14 protein-coding genes are annotated in these 15642 nt (G+C 73.1%); 11 read left to right on the top strand and 3 right to left on the bottom strand.

What is annotated here, in order from left to right; all coding sequences use genetic code 11:
- Nucleotides 1-557: 557 nt before the first annotated feature.
- A complete protein-coding gene (gene acs / locus HS048_RS05815; RefSeq protein WP_068898074.1) occupies nt 558-2543 on the bottom strand; it encodes an acetate--CoA ligase in 1986 nt (661 codons plus the stop codon).
- 327 nt (nt 2544-2870) lie between these two features.
- Between acs and HS048_RS05820 the strand changes: the two genes are divergently transcribed.
- From HS048_RS05820 to HS048_RS05855, 8 genes are all read left to right on the top strand, one after another.
- The gene (locus tag HS048_RS05820; RefSeq protein WP_196466371.1) at nt 2871-3644 is read left to right on the top strand and encodes a Fic family protein; all 774 of its coding nucleotides are present in this window, start codon (nt 2871-2873) and stop codon (nt 3642-3644) included.
- Nucleotides 3645-4605: 961 nt separating this feature from the next.
- Complete coding sequence (ssd, locus tag HS048_RS05825) at nt 4606-5676, top strand: septum site-determining protein Ssd (RefSeq protein ID WP_191896447.1); 1071 nt, start codon at nt 4606-4608, stop codon at nt 5674-5676.
- Nucleotides 5673-6863 carry a TadA family conjugal transfer-associated ATPase gene (locus HS048_RS05830; RefSeq protein ID WP_068898079.1) on the top strand — a complete coding sequence of 397 codons (1191 nt, stop codon included), beginning with the start codon at nt 5673-5675 and terminating at the stop codon, nt 6861-6863. The genes ssd and HS048_RS05830 overlap by 4 nt, the downstream gene beginning before the upstream one ends.
- 8 nt (nt 6864-6871) lie before the next feature.
- On the top strand, nt 6872-7606 hold the full coding sequence (locus tag HS048_RS05835; protein ID WP_230880747.1) for a type II secretion system F family protein: 735 nt from the start codon (nt 6872-6874) through the stop codon (nt 7604-7606).
- Nucleotides 7607-7877: 271 nt separating this feature from the next.
- Entirely contained in the window at nt 7878-8459 is a 582-nt protein-coding gene (locus HS048_RS05840; protein WP_196466372.1) for a type II secretion system F family protein, read from the top strand.
- A gap of 141 nt (nt 8460-8600) precedes the next feature.
- On the top strand, nt 8601-8849 hold the full coding sequence (locus HS048_RS38710) for a DUF4244 domain-containing protein (RefSeq protein ID WP_068898081.1): 249 nt from the start codon (nt 8601-8603) through the stop codon (nt 8847-8849).
- Nucleotides 8850-8937: 88 nt separating this feature from the next.
- The gene (locus tag HS048_RS05850) at nt 8938-9453 is read left to right on the top strand and encodes a TadE family type IV pilus minor pilin (RefSeq protein ID WP_196466373.1); all 516 of its coding nucleotides are present in this window, start codon (nt 8938-8940) and stop codon (nt 9451-9453) included.
- Nucleotides 9453-9845, top strand: a complete 393-nt coding sequence (locus HS048_RS05855; RefSeq protein ID WP_196466374.1) for an Rv3654c family TadE-like protein — start codon at nt 9453-9455, stop codon at nt 9843-9845. Before HS048_RS05850 ends, HS048_RS05855 begins: the two co-directional genes overlap by 1 nt.
- A 619-nt stretch (nt 9846-10464) precedes the next feature.
- On the opposite strand, the gene HS048_RS38030 is transcribed toward HS048_RS05855, so the two are convergent.
- Complete coding sequence (locus HS048_RS38030; protein WP_255529566.1) at nt 10465-10593, bottom strand: hypothetical protein; 129 nt, start codon at nt 10591-10593, stop codon at nt 10465-10467.
- A 1093-nt stretch (nt 10594-11686) separates the two neighbouring features.
- Between HS048_RS38030 and HS048_RS05860 the strand changes: the two genes are divergently transcribed.
- Nucleotides 11687-12040 carry a hypothetical protein gene (locus HS048_RS05860; protein WP_196466375.1) on the top strand — a complete coding sequence of 118 codons (354 nt, stop codon included), beginning with the start codon at nt 11687-11689 and terminating at the stop codon, nt 12038-12040.
- 224 nt (nt 12041-12264) lie between these two features.
- Here HS048_RS05860 and HS048_RS05865 read toward each other — a convergent pair whose 3' ends face one another.
- Nucleotides 12265-14589 carry a DEAD/DEAH box helicase gene (locus tag HS048_RS05865; RefSeq protein WP_230881201.1) on the bottom strand — a complete coding sequence of 775 codons (2325 nt, stop codon included), beginning with the start codon at nt 14587-14589 and terminating at the stop codon, nt 12265-12267.
- A gap of 213 nt (nt 14590-14802) precedes the next feature.
- Here HS048_RS05865 and HS048_RS05870 point away from each other — a divergent pair, with 213 nt between their 5' ends.
- The gene (locus HS048_RS05870) at nt 14803-15153 is read left to right on the top strand and encodes an STAS domain-containing protein (protein ID WP_012887265.1); all 351 of its coding nucleotides are present in this window, start codon (nt 14803-14805) and stop codon (nt 15151-15153) included.
- A gap of 2 nt (nt 15154-15155) precedes the next feature.
- Entirely contained in the window at nt 15156-15605 is a 450-nt protein-coding gene (locus HS048_RS05875; RefSeq protein ID WP_068898087.1) for an ATP-binding protein, read from the top strand.
- Nucleotides 15606-15642: the final 37 nt, after the last annotated feature.

Genomic DNA, 15642 nt, shown 5'->3' on the forward strand with positions numbered 1-15642 from the left:
GTGCGGCTCGTCGGAGGGTCCGGGCGATCCGGATCGCACGGGCGGCCGCGCCCCGCCGAAGACGCGGAGGAACCCTCCGGCGGCCGGCCGGCGGGTCCGGCGGGGGAGCTGTCCCGGTCGGGTAAGGGGTGCACACGGGTCATCGGATCGCGCGCTACCCCGGCGGCGGTCGTGTGAACGTCGCAGGTCGTGTCTTCGGTGGTCGCGTGGACGTCGCGGATCGCGTCGTCGGCGGTCCCGGCTCCGAGGGCCTCGTCCCCGAGGGCTCCGGTCGGCCGGCGGGTGCACCGGGCGCGCCGGGCGCGGTGGACGGCGGGCCGGAGCGGCGGGATCTCGGCGGTGCGGCACATAAGTCTTTCGGGAAGCGTGTTCGCGGAGGGCCTGTTCCCTCCCCGGCCGACCAGACTTCCCGGCACTCCTGGACACCAGCCTATACGGAGTCGATTAACCGGATATTTAGTGACAATCGGGTATGGCGCGGCGAGCGGGGTCCCGGAGGCCCGCGCCCGCCGGGCCGGGACGGGTCCCCGGCGCGGCGGGGACCCGTCCCGGCCGGGTCAGTCCTCGCTCTTGGCGCTGGGCAGCTTCTCGGAGATGAGGTTCATCACCGTGCTGTCGGCCAGGGTGGTGACGTCGCCCACGCTGCGGTTCTCCGCCACGTCGCGGAGCAGGCGCCGCATGATCTTGCCCGAGCGGGTCTTCGGCAGCTCGGGGACGACCAGGATCTGCCGGGGCTTGGCGATCGGGCCGAGGGTCCTGGCCACGTGGGCGCGGAGCTCGGCCGCGATGTCCTCGCCCTCCTCGGCGCCGCCGCGCAGGATCACGAACGAGACGATGGCCTGGCCGGTCACCGGGTCGGTCGCGCCCACCACGGCCGCCTCGGCGACCTTCGGGTGGGAGACCAGGGCCGACTCCACCTCGGTGGTGGAGATGTTGTGGCCCGAGACGAGCATGACGTCGTCGACGCGGCCCAGCAGCCAGATGTCGCCGTCCTCGTCCTTCTTGGCGCCGTCGCCCGCGAAGTACACGCCCTCGAAGCGGGACCAGTAGGTGTCGATGTAGCGCTGGTCGTCGCCCCAGATGGTGCGGAGCATCGACGGCCACGGGTCGCGGATGGCGAGGTATCCGCCGCCGCCGTTGCCGACGCCGTTGCCCTGGTCGTCGACCACCTCGGCGGTGATGCCGGGCAGCGGGCGCATGGCGGCGCCGGGCTTGCCGCTGGTCACGCCGGGCAGCGGACTGATCATGATGGCGCCGGTCTCGGTCTGCCACCAGGTGTCCACGACCGGGGTGCGGTTGCCGCCGATGTGCTCGCGGTACCAGACGTAGGCCTCGGGGTTGATCGGCTCGCCGACGCTGCCCAGGATCCGCAGGGACGACATGTCGTACTTGGCGGGGATGTCGTCGCCCCACTTCATGAACGTGCGGATCGCGGTCGGGGCGGTGTAGAGGATCGTGACCCCGTACTTCTGCACGATCTCCCAGAAGCGGCCGCGGTGCGGGGTGTCCGGGGTGCCCTCGTAGATGACGCTGGTGGCACCGTTGGCGAGCGGTCCGTACACGATGTAGGAGTGCCCGGTCACCCAGCCGATGTCGGCGGTGCACCAGTAGACGTCGGTCTCGGGCTTGAGGTCGAAGACCGCGTGGTGGGTGTAGGCGGTCTGGGTCAGGTAGCCGCCGGTGGTGTGCAGGATGCCCTTCGGCCGGCCGGTCGTGCCGCTGGTGTAGAGGATGTAGAGCGGGTGCTCGGAGTCGTGCGGGACCGGGGCGTGCTCGGTGCTCTGGCGCTCCACCAGGTCGTGCCACCAGACGTCCTTGCCGGTCCAGTCCACCTCCTGGCCGGTCCGGCGGACCACGAGCACGTGCTCGATGCCGGGGCACTCCTTGACCGCCTCGTCCACGGTCGGCTTGAGTGCGCTGGGCGCGCCGCGGCGGTAGCCGCCGTCGGCGGTGACCACGACCTTGGCGTCGGCGTCCTTGATCCGGCCGCTGAGCGCGGTGGCGGAGAAGCCGCCGAAGACGACGGAGTGGATCGCGCCGATGCGGGCGCAGGCGAGCATCGTGATCGGCAGCTCGGGGATCATCGGCATGTAGATCGCGACCCGGTCGCCCTTGCCGACGCCCAGCTCGGTCAGGGCGTTCGCCGCCTTGCCGACCTCCCGCTGGAGGTCGGCGTAAGTGATCGTGCGGGTGTCGCCCTCGGGCTCGCCCTCCCAGTGGTAGGCGATCTTGTCGCCGCGCCCCGCCTCGACGTGGCGGTCGACGCAGTTGTAGGCGACGTTCAGCTCACCGCCGACGAACCACTTGGCGAAGGGCGGGTTCCACTCCAGGGCGGTGTCCCAGCGCTTGGACCAGCTCAGCCGCTCGGCCTGCTTCTCCCAGAACGCCAGCCGGTCGGCCTCCGCCTCGGTGTAGGCCTGCTCGGTCACGTTCGCGGCCGCGGCCAGTCCGGCGGGAGGAGCGAACCGCCGGGTCTCGCTCAGCAGGTTCGACAGCGTCTCCTGGGGCTCACGCGGTTCGGAACCAGGGGTCTCCGGGGCCACTACGCACTCCTTACTCGTACTGCTCATCGGCTTCGGGTGTGTCCCACTTCACCAGGGTGGAGCCATCCGCCACAAGAGGTCTAGACAGGTCTGTACCAAGCGGATGCAGGGGCCATCCTGGTTCATATGGGCTCAGGGGTGGATAAGAGGGTCCGTGGAAGCGGTCGATCCCGACCCTAGGAACGGAGGGCGCGGCGTTCCACGGGCTCCGCCGGGGTGCTGCGCCGGATGGCGCCATATGTTCGGTGAACGGTCCGGCACCGCTTCCCGGCGGCGGGCGCATGGCGGGGTCGGCGGCTTGTTGACCGGCCGGTAGGGTCGGGAACCGTGAGCGACCCATTGGCTGTCATCGCCGAGCTGCCGGGAGTGTCCGAGGCCGTGGCCGACGTGCGCAAGGCCGTGGACCGGCTCTACGGGCACCGCGTGCTGCGGCGCAAGAGCCCGGAGGTGTCGGCCCGGTCGGCCTTGCGCGGAGCCCGCGCGTCCGCCGCGCTGGAGGGGGCGGACATCCCCCTGGAGGCGATCCCGGAGACGACCGACCCCGTCGTCCAGGGCGCGCTGCGCGTCTCGGCCGAGCTCGGCGGGCTCGGCCGTACCTGGCGCACGGCGCCGCGGCAGGTGCTGGCCAGGCTGCACACCCTGGCCGCGGCAGGCCTCACCGAGGACCTCGGCCGGCCCAGGACCGCCGAGGCCGCGCCGGACCCGCTCGGGGTGGGCGCCGCGCCGGGGGCCGAGGCGACGGTGGCCCGGGTGGACGGGCTGGTCGGCCTGGTGACCGCCGACTCCAAGGCGCCGGCCCTGGTGCTGGCCGCCATCGTGCACGCGGAGCTGGCCGTGCTGCGGCCGTTCGGCACGGCGGACGGGATCGTCGCGCGGGCGGCGGAGCGGCTGACGCTGGTGGAGTTCGGGCTGGACCCCAAGTCGCTGGCGGCGGTGGAGCTGGGCCACCTGGAACTCGGGCCCGCCTACGGGGAGGGCCTGCGGGCCTACCTGACCGGCACCCCCGAAGGGATCACGGCCTGGGTACGGCACTGCGCCGCGGCGGTCACGCTCGGGGTGCGCGAGGCCACGGCGATCTGCGAGGCCATGCAGCGGGGCTGATCCGGACGGGCCCGGCGCGGTGGAACGGGTGCCGGATCCGCCGCGGGACTGACACGGTGCCGACGCGGCGGGACGGGTGCCGGATCCGCCGCGGGGCCGACGCGGTGGACGGGCTGCGGATCGGTGCGGGCGAGCGGTGCGGAGAGGCCCGGTCGCCGAGATCGCGGACATGAGCGGTGAAAAGCGGACGGCGCCCCTTTGCGGGGGCGCCGTCGCCGGCACGTCTCACCTGGTTACCAAGCGTGCACCTGTATTCGTCGAAACGGGGCAAGCCCGGGTCGACGCGCCTCCCGCGGCTGGTCGCGCGTGGGTACCTGGTGGCCGTGCGCGGACACTGGGTCCGTGAAACCTTTGTATGACGAATTCCGGCTGATGGGAACCCCTGGGACCAAGACCTTTACGGATTCTGGAATGTCCGGGACGAACCATCCTGAATACTTCGGAGGAGCGCGGGGCGGGGGAGGGGCCCTGCCCTGAAAGAGGATCGGCGCTCCACTGATGATCACTCTCCGTGATCACCGAACGGCCGCCGAGTGGTCGGCGAGGAAGGGCTCCATCGCTTCCGGCCTCGCCCTCGGGTCGTCCATGCGGGGGCGGTCGGAGAAAACCGAAGTTTTCTCCTCGACGGGGCCGGAGGGCATGGGGCACGATACGGTTGTCTCCCTCTGGGCCGGAGCGATACGTGTGATCGGCTCTGCGGCGCCCTTGCCAGGACAGGTCGGCTGCTGAAAGCTTTCCCCCGAAACGGGACCGGCTCTACCCCCCCAGAGCCGGACCGCTCGGCGACCCCCGCCATCCCCCCGGCGGGGGTCGCCCCTTTTCCGGCGCGTTCTCCACGGTTCCGGGGCGTTCTCCACAGGCGATGACGGGTGCCGGACCGTCGTCCACAGAGCGGGGTCCGGGAGCTCGGGAGGAGCGGGTTCCCCTGGAAGGTGGGTCTCCCACCTTCCAGGGAGGCATCTTGGACCGCCCGCTGGTCATCACCGAGGACCACGACCTGCTCGACGACCTGCTGCGCGTCGCCGCGGCCGCCGGAGCGGAGCTCGACGTCGCGCACGTGCCCGCGCACGCCCGGCCCTACTGGAGCCGCGCCCCGATGGTCGTCGTCGGCAGCGACGTGGCCGACGCCATGGCGGCGACCGGGCCGCCGTCCCGGCACCGGGTCATGCTGGTCACGCGCGATCCCGGAGATCCCGACACCTGGCGCAAGTGCGTCGCGGTGGGCGCCCAGGCCGTGCTGGAACTCCCCGCGGCCGAGCGGCGGCTGGCCGACGAGTTCGCCGACGTCGCGGAGCCCGCCACGAGAGCCGGGCAGGTCGTCTGCGTCATCGGCGGGCGCGGCGGGGCCGGAGCCAGCGTGCTCGCCGCCGGACTCGCCCTGACCTCGGCCCGCAGGCGCCGACGGACCCTCCTCGTCGACGCCGACCCCCTCGGCGGCGGGCTCGACCTCCTGCTCGGACAGGAGGAGGCCGAGGGCGCCCGCTGGTCCGACCTGGTCGCCAGAGAGGGCAGGGTCAGCTTCACCGCCCTCCAGGCGGCCCTGCCCACCTTCTCCGATCTGACCCTGCTCTCCTTCCATCGGGGCGAGGCCGAGCCCATCCCGGCCGAGGCGATGCGCTCGGTCCTCGACGCGGGTCAGCGCGGATTCGACCTCGTGGTCGTCGATCTCCCGCGCGCCCCCGATCCGGCCGCAGTGGAGGCCCTGAGCCGGGCGGTCACCGCGCTGCTGGTCGTCACCGCGGACGTGCGCGGCGTCCTCGCCGCGGCCCAGGTGCTCTCGGGGATCCGCGGGCACACCGGGGAGATCCGGGCGGTCGTCCGGAGCGGGGTCCTGGAGGACGAGGTGGTCACCACCTCCCTCGGCACGCCGTGCGCCGGGAGCCTGCCGGACCAGCCCCGGCTCATGACCGCGCTGAACCGGGGGGACACCCCGCCGATCGGCCGGCGGACCGCCCTCGGCCGGTTCTGCCGGACGTTCCTGGACTCGCTGGACGCCCTGGCCGGGGCCCGTACGGCCGGAGCCGGGACGTGAGCCGGGCCCCGCTCACCACCGCCGCCTCACCCGAACTGGTCGAGGCGGTCCGGATACGCCTGGCCCGGACCGGTGTCGAGCCCAGCGCCGCGCACGTCACCGCCGCGCTCCGGGCCGAACGGGCGACACTGGGCGACGCCGAGATCCTGGCGGTGGCCAGGGCCCTCTGCGCGGACCTGATCGGAGCCGGTCCGCTGGAGCCGCTGCTGGCCGAGCCGGAGGTGACCGACGTGCTGGTGAACGGCCCGCGCGAGGTGTGGATCGACGACGGCGGCGGCCTGCGCCGGACCCAGGTCGCCTTCCCCGACGAGGAGGCGGTCCGCAGGCTCGCGCAACGGCTGGCGTCGGCCGCGGGCCGCCGCCTCGACGACGCCTGCCCCTACGCGGACGCCAGGCTGGCCGGCGGAGTCCGGCTCCACGCCGTGCTGCCTCCGGTGGCCCCAGGCGGCACCTGCCTGTCCCTGAGGCTCCCGCCGCGACGCACGTTCACCCTCTCCGACCTCCTCGAGGCCGGGACGATCGGGCCCGATGCGGTCCCGGTGCTCACCGCGATGATCGAGTCCCGGCTCGCCTTCCTGGTCTCGGGCGGCACGGGCACGGGGAAGACGACCTTGCTGTCCGCGCTGCTCTCCCTGGCGGACCACGGTGACCGCCTGCTCCTGGTCGAGGACTCCGCGGAGCTGCGGCCCGCGCACCCCCACGTCGTGCGCCTGGAGTCGCGTCCGCCCAACATCGAGGGCGCCGGGGGCGTCGGCCTGCGTGACCTGGTCCGCCAGGCGCTGCGGATGCGCCCCGACCGCCTCGTCGTCGGCGAGGTGCGCGGGGCGGAGGTCGTCGACCTCCTGGCCGCGCTGAACACCGGTCACGAAGGAGGCTGCGGCACGCTGCACGCCAACACGGCGGCCGACGTGCCCTCCCGGCTGGAGGCCCTCGCCTGCGCGGCGGGTCTCAGCAGAGAGGCGGTCCACAGCCAGATCGCCGCGGCGCTGGACGCCGTCGTCCACCTTGTCCGCGACCGTGCCGGCGGCCGCCGCCGGGTGGCGGAGATATGCATGATGACGCGTCATCCGTCGGGCCTGGTCCAGGCCGAACCGGCGCTCACCTTCACTCCCGGCGGCCGGGTGGTCCACGGTCCGGGGCTGTCCGCCCTGACGGCCCGTGTCCCCGGCGTCCTCCTCCGGCGGTGAGCGCGGACATGACGGCCGTCCTGACCGCCGCCGCTCTGCTCCTCGCAGGGGCGGCCGCCTGGTTGTGGACGGGTCCGGATCCGGCGGCCGCCCGGTTACGGCGTCTACGGTGTCCACCGGGCCCACGGCGGTACGGCCCGGCCGGGCCCGGCTCGTCCCCGAGGTGGCCGGCCCGCCGCTCCCGGCCGTCCCGGAGAGCGGCGGCCTGGCGGGCGGCGTCTCTGGAACTCTGCCAGGGACTGGCCGCCGAACTCGCCGCCGGCCGAACCGCGCACGAAGCGCTGATCCGGGCGGGGGCGGCCGTGGAGTTCCCCGATCCGATGGCGCTCCGCTCCCTGATCGCGGCGGCGCGGGACGGCGGTGACGTTCCGGAGGCCCTGCTGGCCGCCGCGCCGGAGCGGGGAGGCGAAGGGCTCAGGAGACTGGCCGCCTGCTGGCGGGCGGGGGTGGACGTCGGCGGAGGGCTCGTCGTCCTCGTCGACCGGGTGGCGGTCTCCCTGAGAGAGGCCGAAGCCCATCGCCAGGACGTCGCGGCCCAGCTCGCCGGTCCGCGGGCGACGGCCCGGCTGCTCGCCGGACTCCCGGTCCTGGGCCTGTCGATGGCGGCGGGTCTGGGCATGCGTCCTCTCGACTTCCTGTTCGGCGGTCCGGCGGGAGCGGCCTGCCTGGTGGTCGGCATCGCTCTCGACGGCTGCGGTCTGTGGTGGACCCGCCGTCTCGTCACCCGCGCCGAACGCGCCTGAGCCTCCGCTGCGGGCAGGAAAGGGAGGGGAACACATGAACGCTCTGCCGGTGGGGATGCTGACCGCCGTGCTCACCGGAGCCGCGGTCTGGATGTGGACGTCGCCCGCTGATCCGGTCCGCCGGCTCCGGCGGGCACGTCCGGGCCCCTCGCTCCCGGAGCACGCCCCCGGGGGCGTGCTCCGTCTTCCCGGGGACGGACCCGGGGGTGCCGGGCGGTCCGGGGCAGCGGCGGAGAGCACCGGAGGGAAGCCGTCGAGCCGAGGTGAGACCGTGATCGCGGTCGCCGTCGCGTTGGTGGTCTTCCTGGTTTTGGGGGGCGTGCCGGGGGCCGTGGCGGGAGGTGCGGGTGCCGTGGCCGTGCTGCTGGTCCTGCGGAGACGGGAGGGGCCGGCGCAGTGCCGGGAGCGGGACCGGATCACGGCCGACCTGCCGTTCGCGGCCGATCTCATGGTGGCCTGCCTGCGTGCGGGCCAGCCCATCACCGGTGCTCTCGATGTGACCGTGCAGGCGGTCGGCGGGCCGCTCGGGGACCGTCTGGCACGGGTGAGCGGCCGGCTGAGGCTGGGAGCCGCACCGGAGCATGCCTGGCTCGCCCTGGCGGCCGATCGCGCGCTCGCTCCACTCGCCCGGACCATAAGCCGGGCGGCGCTCAGCGGCGCCCCGGTGGCCGACGTGCTGACGCGGGCCGCCGACGACTCCAGACACGCGGCCCGGGCGGCGTCGTCGGCCGCCGCGCGTCGGGTGGGGATCCAGGTGGTCGCGCCGCTGGGCCTCTGCTTCCTGCCCGCCTTCGTGCTTCTCGGCATCGTCCCGGTCGTCGCCGGTCTCGCCGGCGAGATCGTCATCCCCTGAGTTATCCACAGGGATGACGTGCTCGCGGAGTGCTTTTCCACAGAACTCCGCTCTTGTCCACAGGGTGATGTGAATATCGCGGAACCTGGGGTGACCGATGCCGCGATGGAAGGCACGGCTTCACATCCTCAGGAGGAAACGATGACCGGATCGAGCACCGATGGTCTCCGGCACGCGTTGGTGAGGTGGTGGGAGCGCCGCTCCTCGCTGATCACCGGCCCGGGCGGGGAGCGCGGCATGTCCACCGCCGAATACGCCGTCGGCACCATCGCCGCCTGCGCGTTCGCAGCCCTTCTCTTCAAGGTCGTGACGAGTCCGGAGGTGCAGGAGATGATCAGGGCCCTCATCGACCGGGCGCTGAACACCACGGGACAGGGGGCTCAGGCTTGAGGGCCGGATCATCCGGATCGGAGGCGACCGGGCGAAGGCTCCGGTCCGAGGGTCCGGGTCTCCGCGCCGGAGGCGACCGGTGATCCCGGTGGGCCGCCCAGGTGCCCTGCGTTCCTCGCGGGGGTCGGTGACGGCGGAGACCGCGGCGGCGCTGCCGGCCCTGATGGTGGTCCTCGCCGCAGGGCTGTGGGCGATCGCCGTGATCGGAGCCCAGTTGGAGTGCGTGGACGCGGCCCGGGCGGGGGCACGGGCCGCCTCCAGGGGCGAAACGATCGAGCAGGTGCGGAGCGGCGTTCTGTCGGCCGCCCCGGACGGGGCGCGGGCGGAGGTGACCCGCGACGCCGAGCGCGTGCGAGTGGAGGTGCGGGCCGGTGTGAGGCCCCGGTGGGGGCTCTCTCTGCCGGAGGTGACCGTTCGCGCGATCGCGGTCTCCGCGACCGAGCCGGGGGCGGGGACCGAGGCCTCCACCGCCGAGTCCGGGACGGGACGGGCTGACCCGTTCGCGGGACGGGGTCCATCCGCGGGATGGCCGGGGCCGCCTGCGGGAGACGGGCCGGATGCCTTCCCGCCCGGAAACCGGAGCCGCGGCATCGGAGGCGGTTGATGGGGAGGGCCGTGCCGCGGGCGGCGGATCCACGGGAGCGCGGTTCGGCGACGGTCTGGACCGTCGCGGTCATGGCGGTGATCTTCACGCTGGCGGTGACGGTGGTGCTCATCGGGACGGCCAGGGTGGCGCGGCACCGTGCGCAGACCGCGGCCGATCTCGGAGCGCTCGCCGCCGCGCGGTTCGCCTTCACCGAGCCCGGCCGGGGGTGTGCTGAGGCGGCTTCCCTGGCGGCGGCGAACGGGGCCAGGCTCCTGCGGTGCTCCACCCGCGCCGACGGCATCGCGGACGTCCAGGTCGCGGTGGGGTTCTCGCTTCCGGTTGCAGGAGGCCGGAAGGCCTCGGCCAGAGCGCGCGCCGGCCCCGTGCACATCACCGACCAGGCCGGGTGAGGCCTGACGCTGAAACGCAGGTCCGGGGCTCGGTGAAGTCGCGATCGAATCACAACTTCTTGGACTCATCGTCCAAAAGCCGGAAAGCTCACGTAACGTTCTACTTACCTCACGTCCATGCCGTCTCGCGTCCAGCTCCGCAAAGGGCGGCCGCGGTACGGCCCCCGACGAAGGGAAACGTCGTGACGACGGTTCGCAGCCTGGTCACCGCGGCGGTGATCGCTCCGATCGTGTCCGTCTCCGCGATGCTCGCCACGGCGGGCCCCGCCCATGCCAAGGCGAGCCTGGACATGCCGTCACGGGTCACCTCGGACCGGAAGGTGACGATCTCGGGCCGGGTCGACCTGGTCTTCGACGCCGTGCTCTACGTCAACGGCAGGCAGGTCGCGAAGGGAGACCGGCGTGTCTCCTACGCCTGGGATCCCCGCAGGCGCCCGAACGGCCGCTACGCCATCAGGCTCGTCGAACGAGGCAAGCTGTTGGGCGGGAGATGGGACGAGACGTCCCGGACGCTGACCCAGTCCGTTCCTCCGCGCTCACCCGGCGGGGTGGGCGTCCGGCTGCGGGGCGACCGGGCCGTGCTCACCTGGAGTCGGGGGGTCGAGCCCGATCTCCGAGGCTACGAGATCTTCAGCAGCCGGACCGGCAGGGTCGGCGCCGTGGGGGCGAGCGGTGCGTGCCGCGGGGGCTCGTGCAGGGTGACCCTGGTGCTTCCCGCCAAGGCCGCGGGCAAGCGGATCGGGTTCACGGTGCGGGCGATCCGGAGTGACGGCAGAGGCGGCACCCTCGTCTCGGGCCGGTCGGCCGTCGCGGCGGTGCGCGTCCCCGTCCCCAGGGCCCGGGAACGCGCCCGCTCCGCAGGAGACGAAGGGCACCCGCATGACGCGGGCGCCCGGCAGGAGGGCCGGAACCGCGGAGATGACGATCTCCGGTCCGGTGTCGAGAGCCTTCCCCGGCTGCCGCAGAAGGACACGCCGACGAGCCGGGCCCGGCCTGCGGAGGCCGTCCCCGGCGGGGGATCCGGGTCCCAGGAGGGCGGGGACGACACGGGGCCGGGCGCCGGTGACGGTGGGGCAGGGAGCGGTACGGGGTCGGACACGGCCTCCGAGGCGGCCGGTTCCGGAGCGGCCGGCCCCGGCACAGCGGGGAAGGAGGGAGAAGGGGGCGGGACGGGAAGGGCCGGTTCGGAGGCGGCGGAGACCACGTCCGGCGGCAGCGCGGACGTCACCGGTCGGCCCGAGCCGACGACGGGCGGAACGGCCGGCCTGGGGCTTCTCATCGCCGGCGGAATGCTCCTGCTACTCCTCGGCGCACACGGCGGTGCGTGGGTTCGCCGCAGGTGGCTGACCGGCCGGGCCGGTGGACGTGCGACCGGTGGATCCGGGGAAGGCATGACCTCCACGGTCCTGAACGCAGGTGCCGTTCCGGGCCGGGACGGCGTTTCGCGTGGTGCCACCGGTGGTGCCGCTTCGCGTGGTGGCACCGTGCCGGATGGAGGCGACACCTCGCGGGGCGGATCCGTTTGGGGGAGCACCGACACGCGCGGCGGTGCCGCCCTCCGCAGCGACGGCGCCGGGGAGGCTCGGCGCCCGGCCGCCGGAAAGGCGCCGGGACCACCCCGTCGCCCCGCGGTCATCCTCGCGGTGGTCCGGATGCCTTACTCCCGGCGACCGGCCGGGAGCCCCGCAGCCGCATGCCCCGTGACCCGGTCCTTCACGGGAGAAGGCGGTAGGACACCGGATACGGCATCACCCGGTGATGACGGTTCCTTCGGAGTGCGGCCGGGCGAGGACGGTTCCTCCGGGGTGCGGCCGGGCGTGCCCGTGGAAGCCGGGCAGGCGATGTCCGCTGAAGCCGGCCGGACCGGACATGCGGCCCGGCCGGAGGAGAGCGGCACGGCGGCGGAGACCCCGCACTCCCGTTTCGAATCGACGGGCTCCACCCTGCCCGCGGCGGCGCCGGCTCCCGAGATCGGCAGCGTCACCGCTGTGGCGGTCCGGAGCGGCGGAGGCCGGTGGGACGGCTACCTGCCGCCCGCACCCCGGTCGATCGAGGACAGCGGGTTCTGGGAACGGCCCCAACCCGGAGCGAAGGACTTCTGGGCGGAGGACCGGGAGGAGGACGAGCACGACTCAGGTGCGCCCGGCGGGTCCCGTTCCGGCAGGCTCCGCTCCAGAGGCGGAGCGCGGTCCTGAACGGCGCCGCCGTGTGGCCGTCCCGGGACGGCCACGGGCCTCGGCCCTGACGGTGGCGGAGCGCGGTCTTGAACGGCGCCGCCGTGTGGCCGTCCCGGGACGGCACCGGGACCCCGGTTCCGAATCCGGGGATCCGTCTCGGGGACCCCTCCAGTGGATCCCCGCCGGATCCCCGTGGGGCCGCCGCGGACTCACCCTGCGGGCCGGGTCCTGAGCCGCCCCCGTCATCCGTTCATCGAGAGGAGGACGGCCAGGAGACGCAGGGCGCCGGCCTTGTCCAGGGGCTCGTTGCCGTTTCCGCATTTGGGGGACTGGATGCAGGAGGGGCAGCCGCGCTCGCACTCGCAGGAGGCGATGGCCTCCCTGGTCGCGGTGAGCCATTCGAGGGCGCGGGAGAACCCCCGTTCGGCGAAGCCCGCGCCGCCCTCATGGCCGTCGTAGACGAAGACGGTGAGCATGCCGGTGTCGGCGTGGAGCTCGGTGGAGACGCCGCCGATGTCCCACCGGTCGCAGGTCGCGAAGAGCGGGAGCATGCCGATGGAGGCGTGTTCGGCGGCGTGCGCCGCTCCTCCCAGATCCAGCCCGGCCTCGGCCAGGGGTGAGATCGCCGAGGCGGGCAGCGTCCACCAGACCGCGCGGGTGCGCAGCGTTCGCGGAGGCAGGTCGAGCGCCTCGTCACCGAGGGGCTCGCCGCTCTGCAGACGGCGCTTGAGGTAGGAGACGACCTGGCGGGTGACCTCCACCGAGCCGAAGTGCAGTTCCCCCGGACCGAGCGGATGGGAGCGGAACGACTCCAGGACGGAGATCTCGGTGACGTCTCTGGCGAAGGTCGTGTAGTCGGGGGTTCCCGCCTCGACCAGTGCGACGCCCGCCTCCAGGTCGAGCTCGGTGACGAGGAACGTCTCGCCCTGGTGCACGTAGACGGCTCCGGTGTGCACGGTCGTGTGGGCCGACGACTCGTCCACGGTCCCCAGGAGGCATCCGGTGGACAGCTCCACGACCTGGACGGGCGCCCCGCCGGAGCCCCGGATGTCGGCGAGGTCGGTCGCCCGTTCCCGCCTGGTCCAGAACCACCCCGACGACCGCCGCCGGAGCAGGCCGTCACCGACCAGCGAGGCGAGCACCTCCTTCGAGGTCGGACCGAAGATCTCCAGGTCATCCTCGGTGAGGGGGATCTCCGCGGCCGCCGCGCACAGGTGCGGGCCCAGGACGTAGGGGTTGCCGGGATCGAGCACGATCGCCTCCACCGGCCGCCCGAACAGGGCCTCCGGATGGTGGACCAGGTAGGTGTCGAGCGGGTCGTCCCTGGCGATCAGCACGGCCAGCGCGTCCTGGCCCGCGCGGCCCGCCCGTCCGGCCTGCTGCCACAGCGACGCCCGGGTGCCCGGCCATCCCGCGATGAGGACGGCGTCCAGCCCCGACACGTCGACACCGAGTTCCAGGGCGTTGGTCGTGGCCAGCCCGAGGAGGTCCCCCGACCGCAGCGCCCGCTCCAGGCCCCGGCGCTCCTCCGCGAGGTATCCGGCCCGGTAGGCGGCGATCCTGCCGGGCAGGTCCGCGAGGCTCGTGAGGGATGCCGGGGCGGCCATGCCGGGAGAAGGCCGGGAGATCATGCCCGAGGCCAGGTCGGAGAGCCTGGCCCGGGCGGACAGGGCCACGGACTCGGCGGCGCGCCGCGAGCGGACGAAGGCGAGGGTGCGGGTCCCGTCGAGGACGAGGTCGGCGAGGAGATCGGCGGTCTCCGCGGCGGCGGGCCGCCGGACCGGTGCGCCGCCCTCGCCCCGCAGATCGGTCAGGGGCGGCTCCCAGAGGGCGAAGGTGATCGAACCCCGGGGAGAGGCGTCCGTGGTCACCTCGGCCGTCTGGAGGCCCGTCAGGCGCGTCGCGAAGGCCCCGGGGTCGCTGGCCGTGGCGGAGGCGAGGACGAAGACCGGGGACGAGCCGTACCGGGTGCAGACCCGGCGCAGGCGGCGCAGGATCTGCGCCACGTGGGAGCCGAAGACGCCCCGGTAGCCGTGGCACTCGTCCACCACCACCGTCCGCAGCCGCCGCCAGAAGCCCGACCACCGGGCGTGGCCCGGCAGCAGGCCGCGGTGAAGCATGTCCGGGTTGGTGAGCACGTAGTTGGCGTGCCGCCGGATCCAGGCCCGTTCCTCGTAAGGCGTGTCGCCGTCGTAGGCGGCGGCGCGCAGGCCGGGCACGTCGAGTGCCTCCAGGGCGCGGAGTTGGTCGGCGGCCAGGGCCTTGGTGGGCGTCAGATAGAGGGCGGTGCCCCCGTCCAGCACGGAGCTGAGCGCGGGGACCTGGTAGGCGAGGGACTTGCCCGAGGCGGTGCCGGTGGCGATGATCACGTTTCGGCCACGGTGGGCGAGCTCGGCGGCCTCCGCCTGATGTGGCCAAAGACCGAAAATACCCTGGTTCGCCCAGCGCGTAACCAGCGTCTCGCTGACCCAATCCGGCCATCGGGCTTGACCCGCCTGACGTGCTGGAACATGCTCCACATGGGTGACGCGCCCCCGACGTGCGGGAACGCCGAGCAGACGGGACAGGAGAGGGTCTGCTCGCGACGGTGAGGAAGAAGACGGGCTCACTGGTTTTCAGTCTCGCATCTGTGGGCAGAGTCGCCGGGAATCGTGATTTCGTATAGACACTGAGCGTACGCATGGTTGAATGCCGCGCGTCGGGGCTTGTCGTCTAGGGACCTCCAGGTCCCAGAAGTCACGCCTGAATCGTATTTTCGCAGGCAAGGCGCTGGAGGATCTGTGGATCTGAAGTTGGACCACCATTCCGAGGACCGTCTCACTATCGTCGAGGTCGAGGGTGAGATCGATGTCTACACCGCGCCCAGATTGCGTGAGCTCCTCATCGACCTGGTCAACAAGGGGAACTTCCACCTCCTGGTCAACATGGAGAAGGTCGACTTCCTCGACTCCACGGGTCTCGGCGTCCTGGTCGGCGGGCTCAAGCGCGTTCGGGCGCACGACGGCTCCCTGGAGCTCGTCTGCACCCAGGAGCGCATCTTGAAGATCTTCCGGATCACCGGCCTGACCAAGGTCTTCGGCATCTACGCCTCGGTCGAGGAGGCCAAGGAAGCCCACGGCCGAGACAAGTAGCCATGGCCACCGTCGAGCTGACGTTCAGCGCCCTTCCCGCCCACGTGCGTACGGCACGTCTGGTCGCCACCGCGATCGCGCGCCGTACCGGGGTGGAGGAGTCACTGCTGGACGAGGTACGGCTCGCCGTCGGTGAGGCCTGCTCCCGGGCGGTCGAGGCGCACCGCCTCCACTGCCCGGGGGAGCCGATCCGCATCGAGCTGTGCGACGACTCGGGGCGGTTCGAGGTGATCGTCACCGACGCGGCCCCGAGTGATGAGCTGGAACGGCAGGAGCGCACCACGCCCTCTCTCGAAGACTTCCTCGGGAAGATCCCCGACACGCTGATGTCCGGATTCGGCATCGCGGTCATCGCGGGACTGGCCGACGACGTCGAGGTCTTCCCGAGTCCGAAGGGCATGCGCATCCGCATGAGCTGGCCCGCCGCGCCGAACGGCCTGTCCCCGGTCTGACCCGGGGCCGGCCCGCGGCCTCCGGGCGACCGCTTCT

Origin of the sequence: Planomonospora sp. ID91781 (assembly GCF_015711595.1) — a bacterium.
GTDB lineage: Bacteria > Actinomycetota > Actinomycetes > Streptosporangiales > Streptosporangiaceae > Planomonospora > Planomonospora parontospora.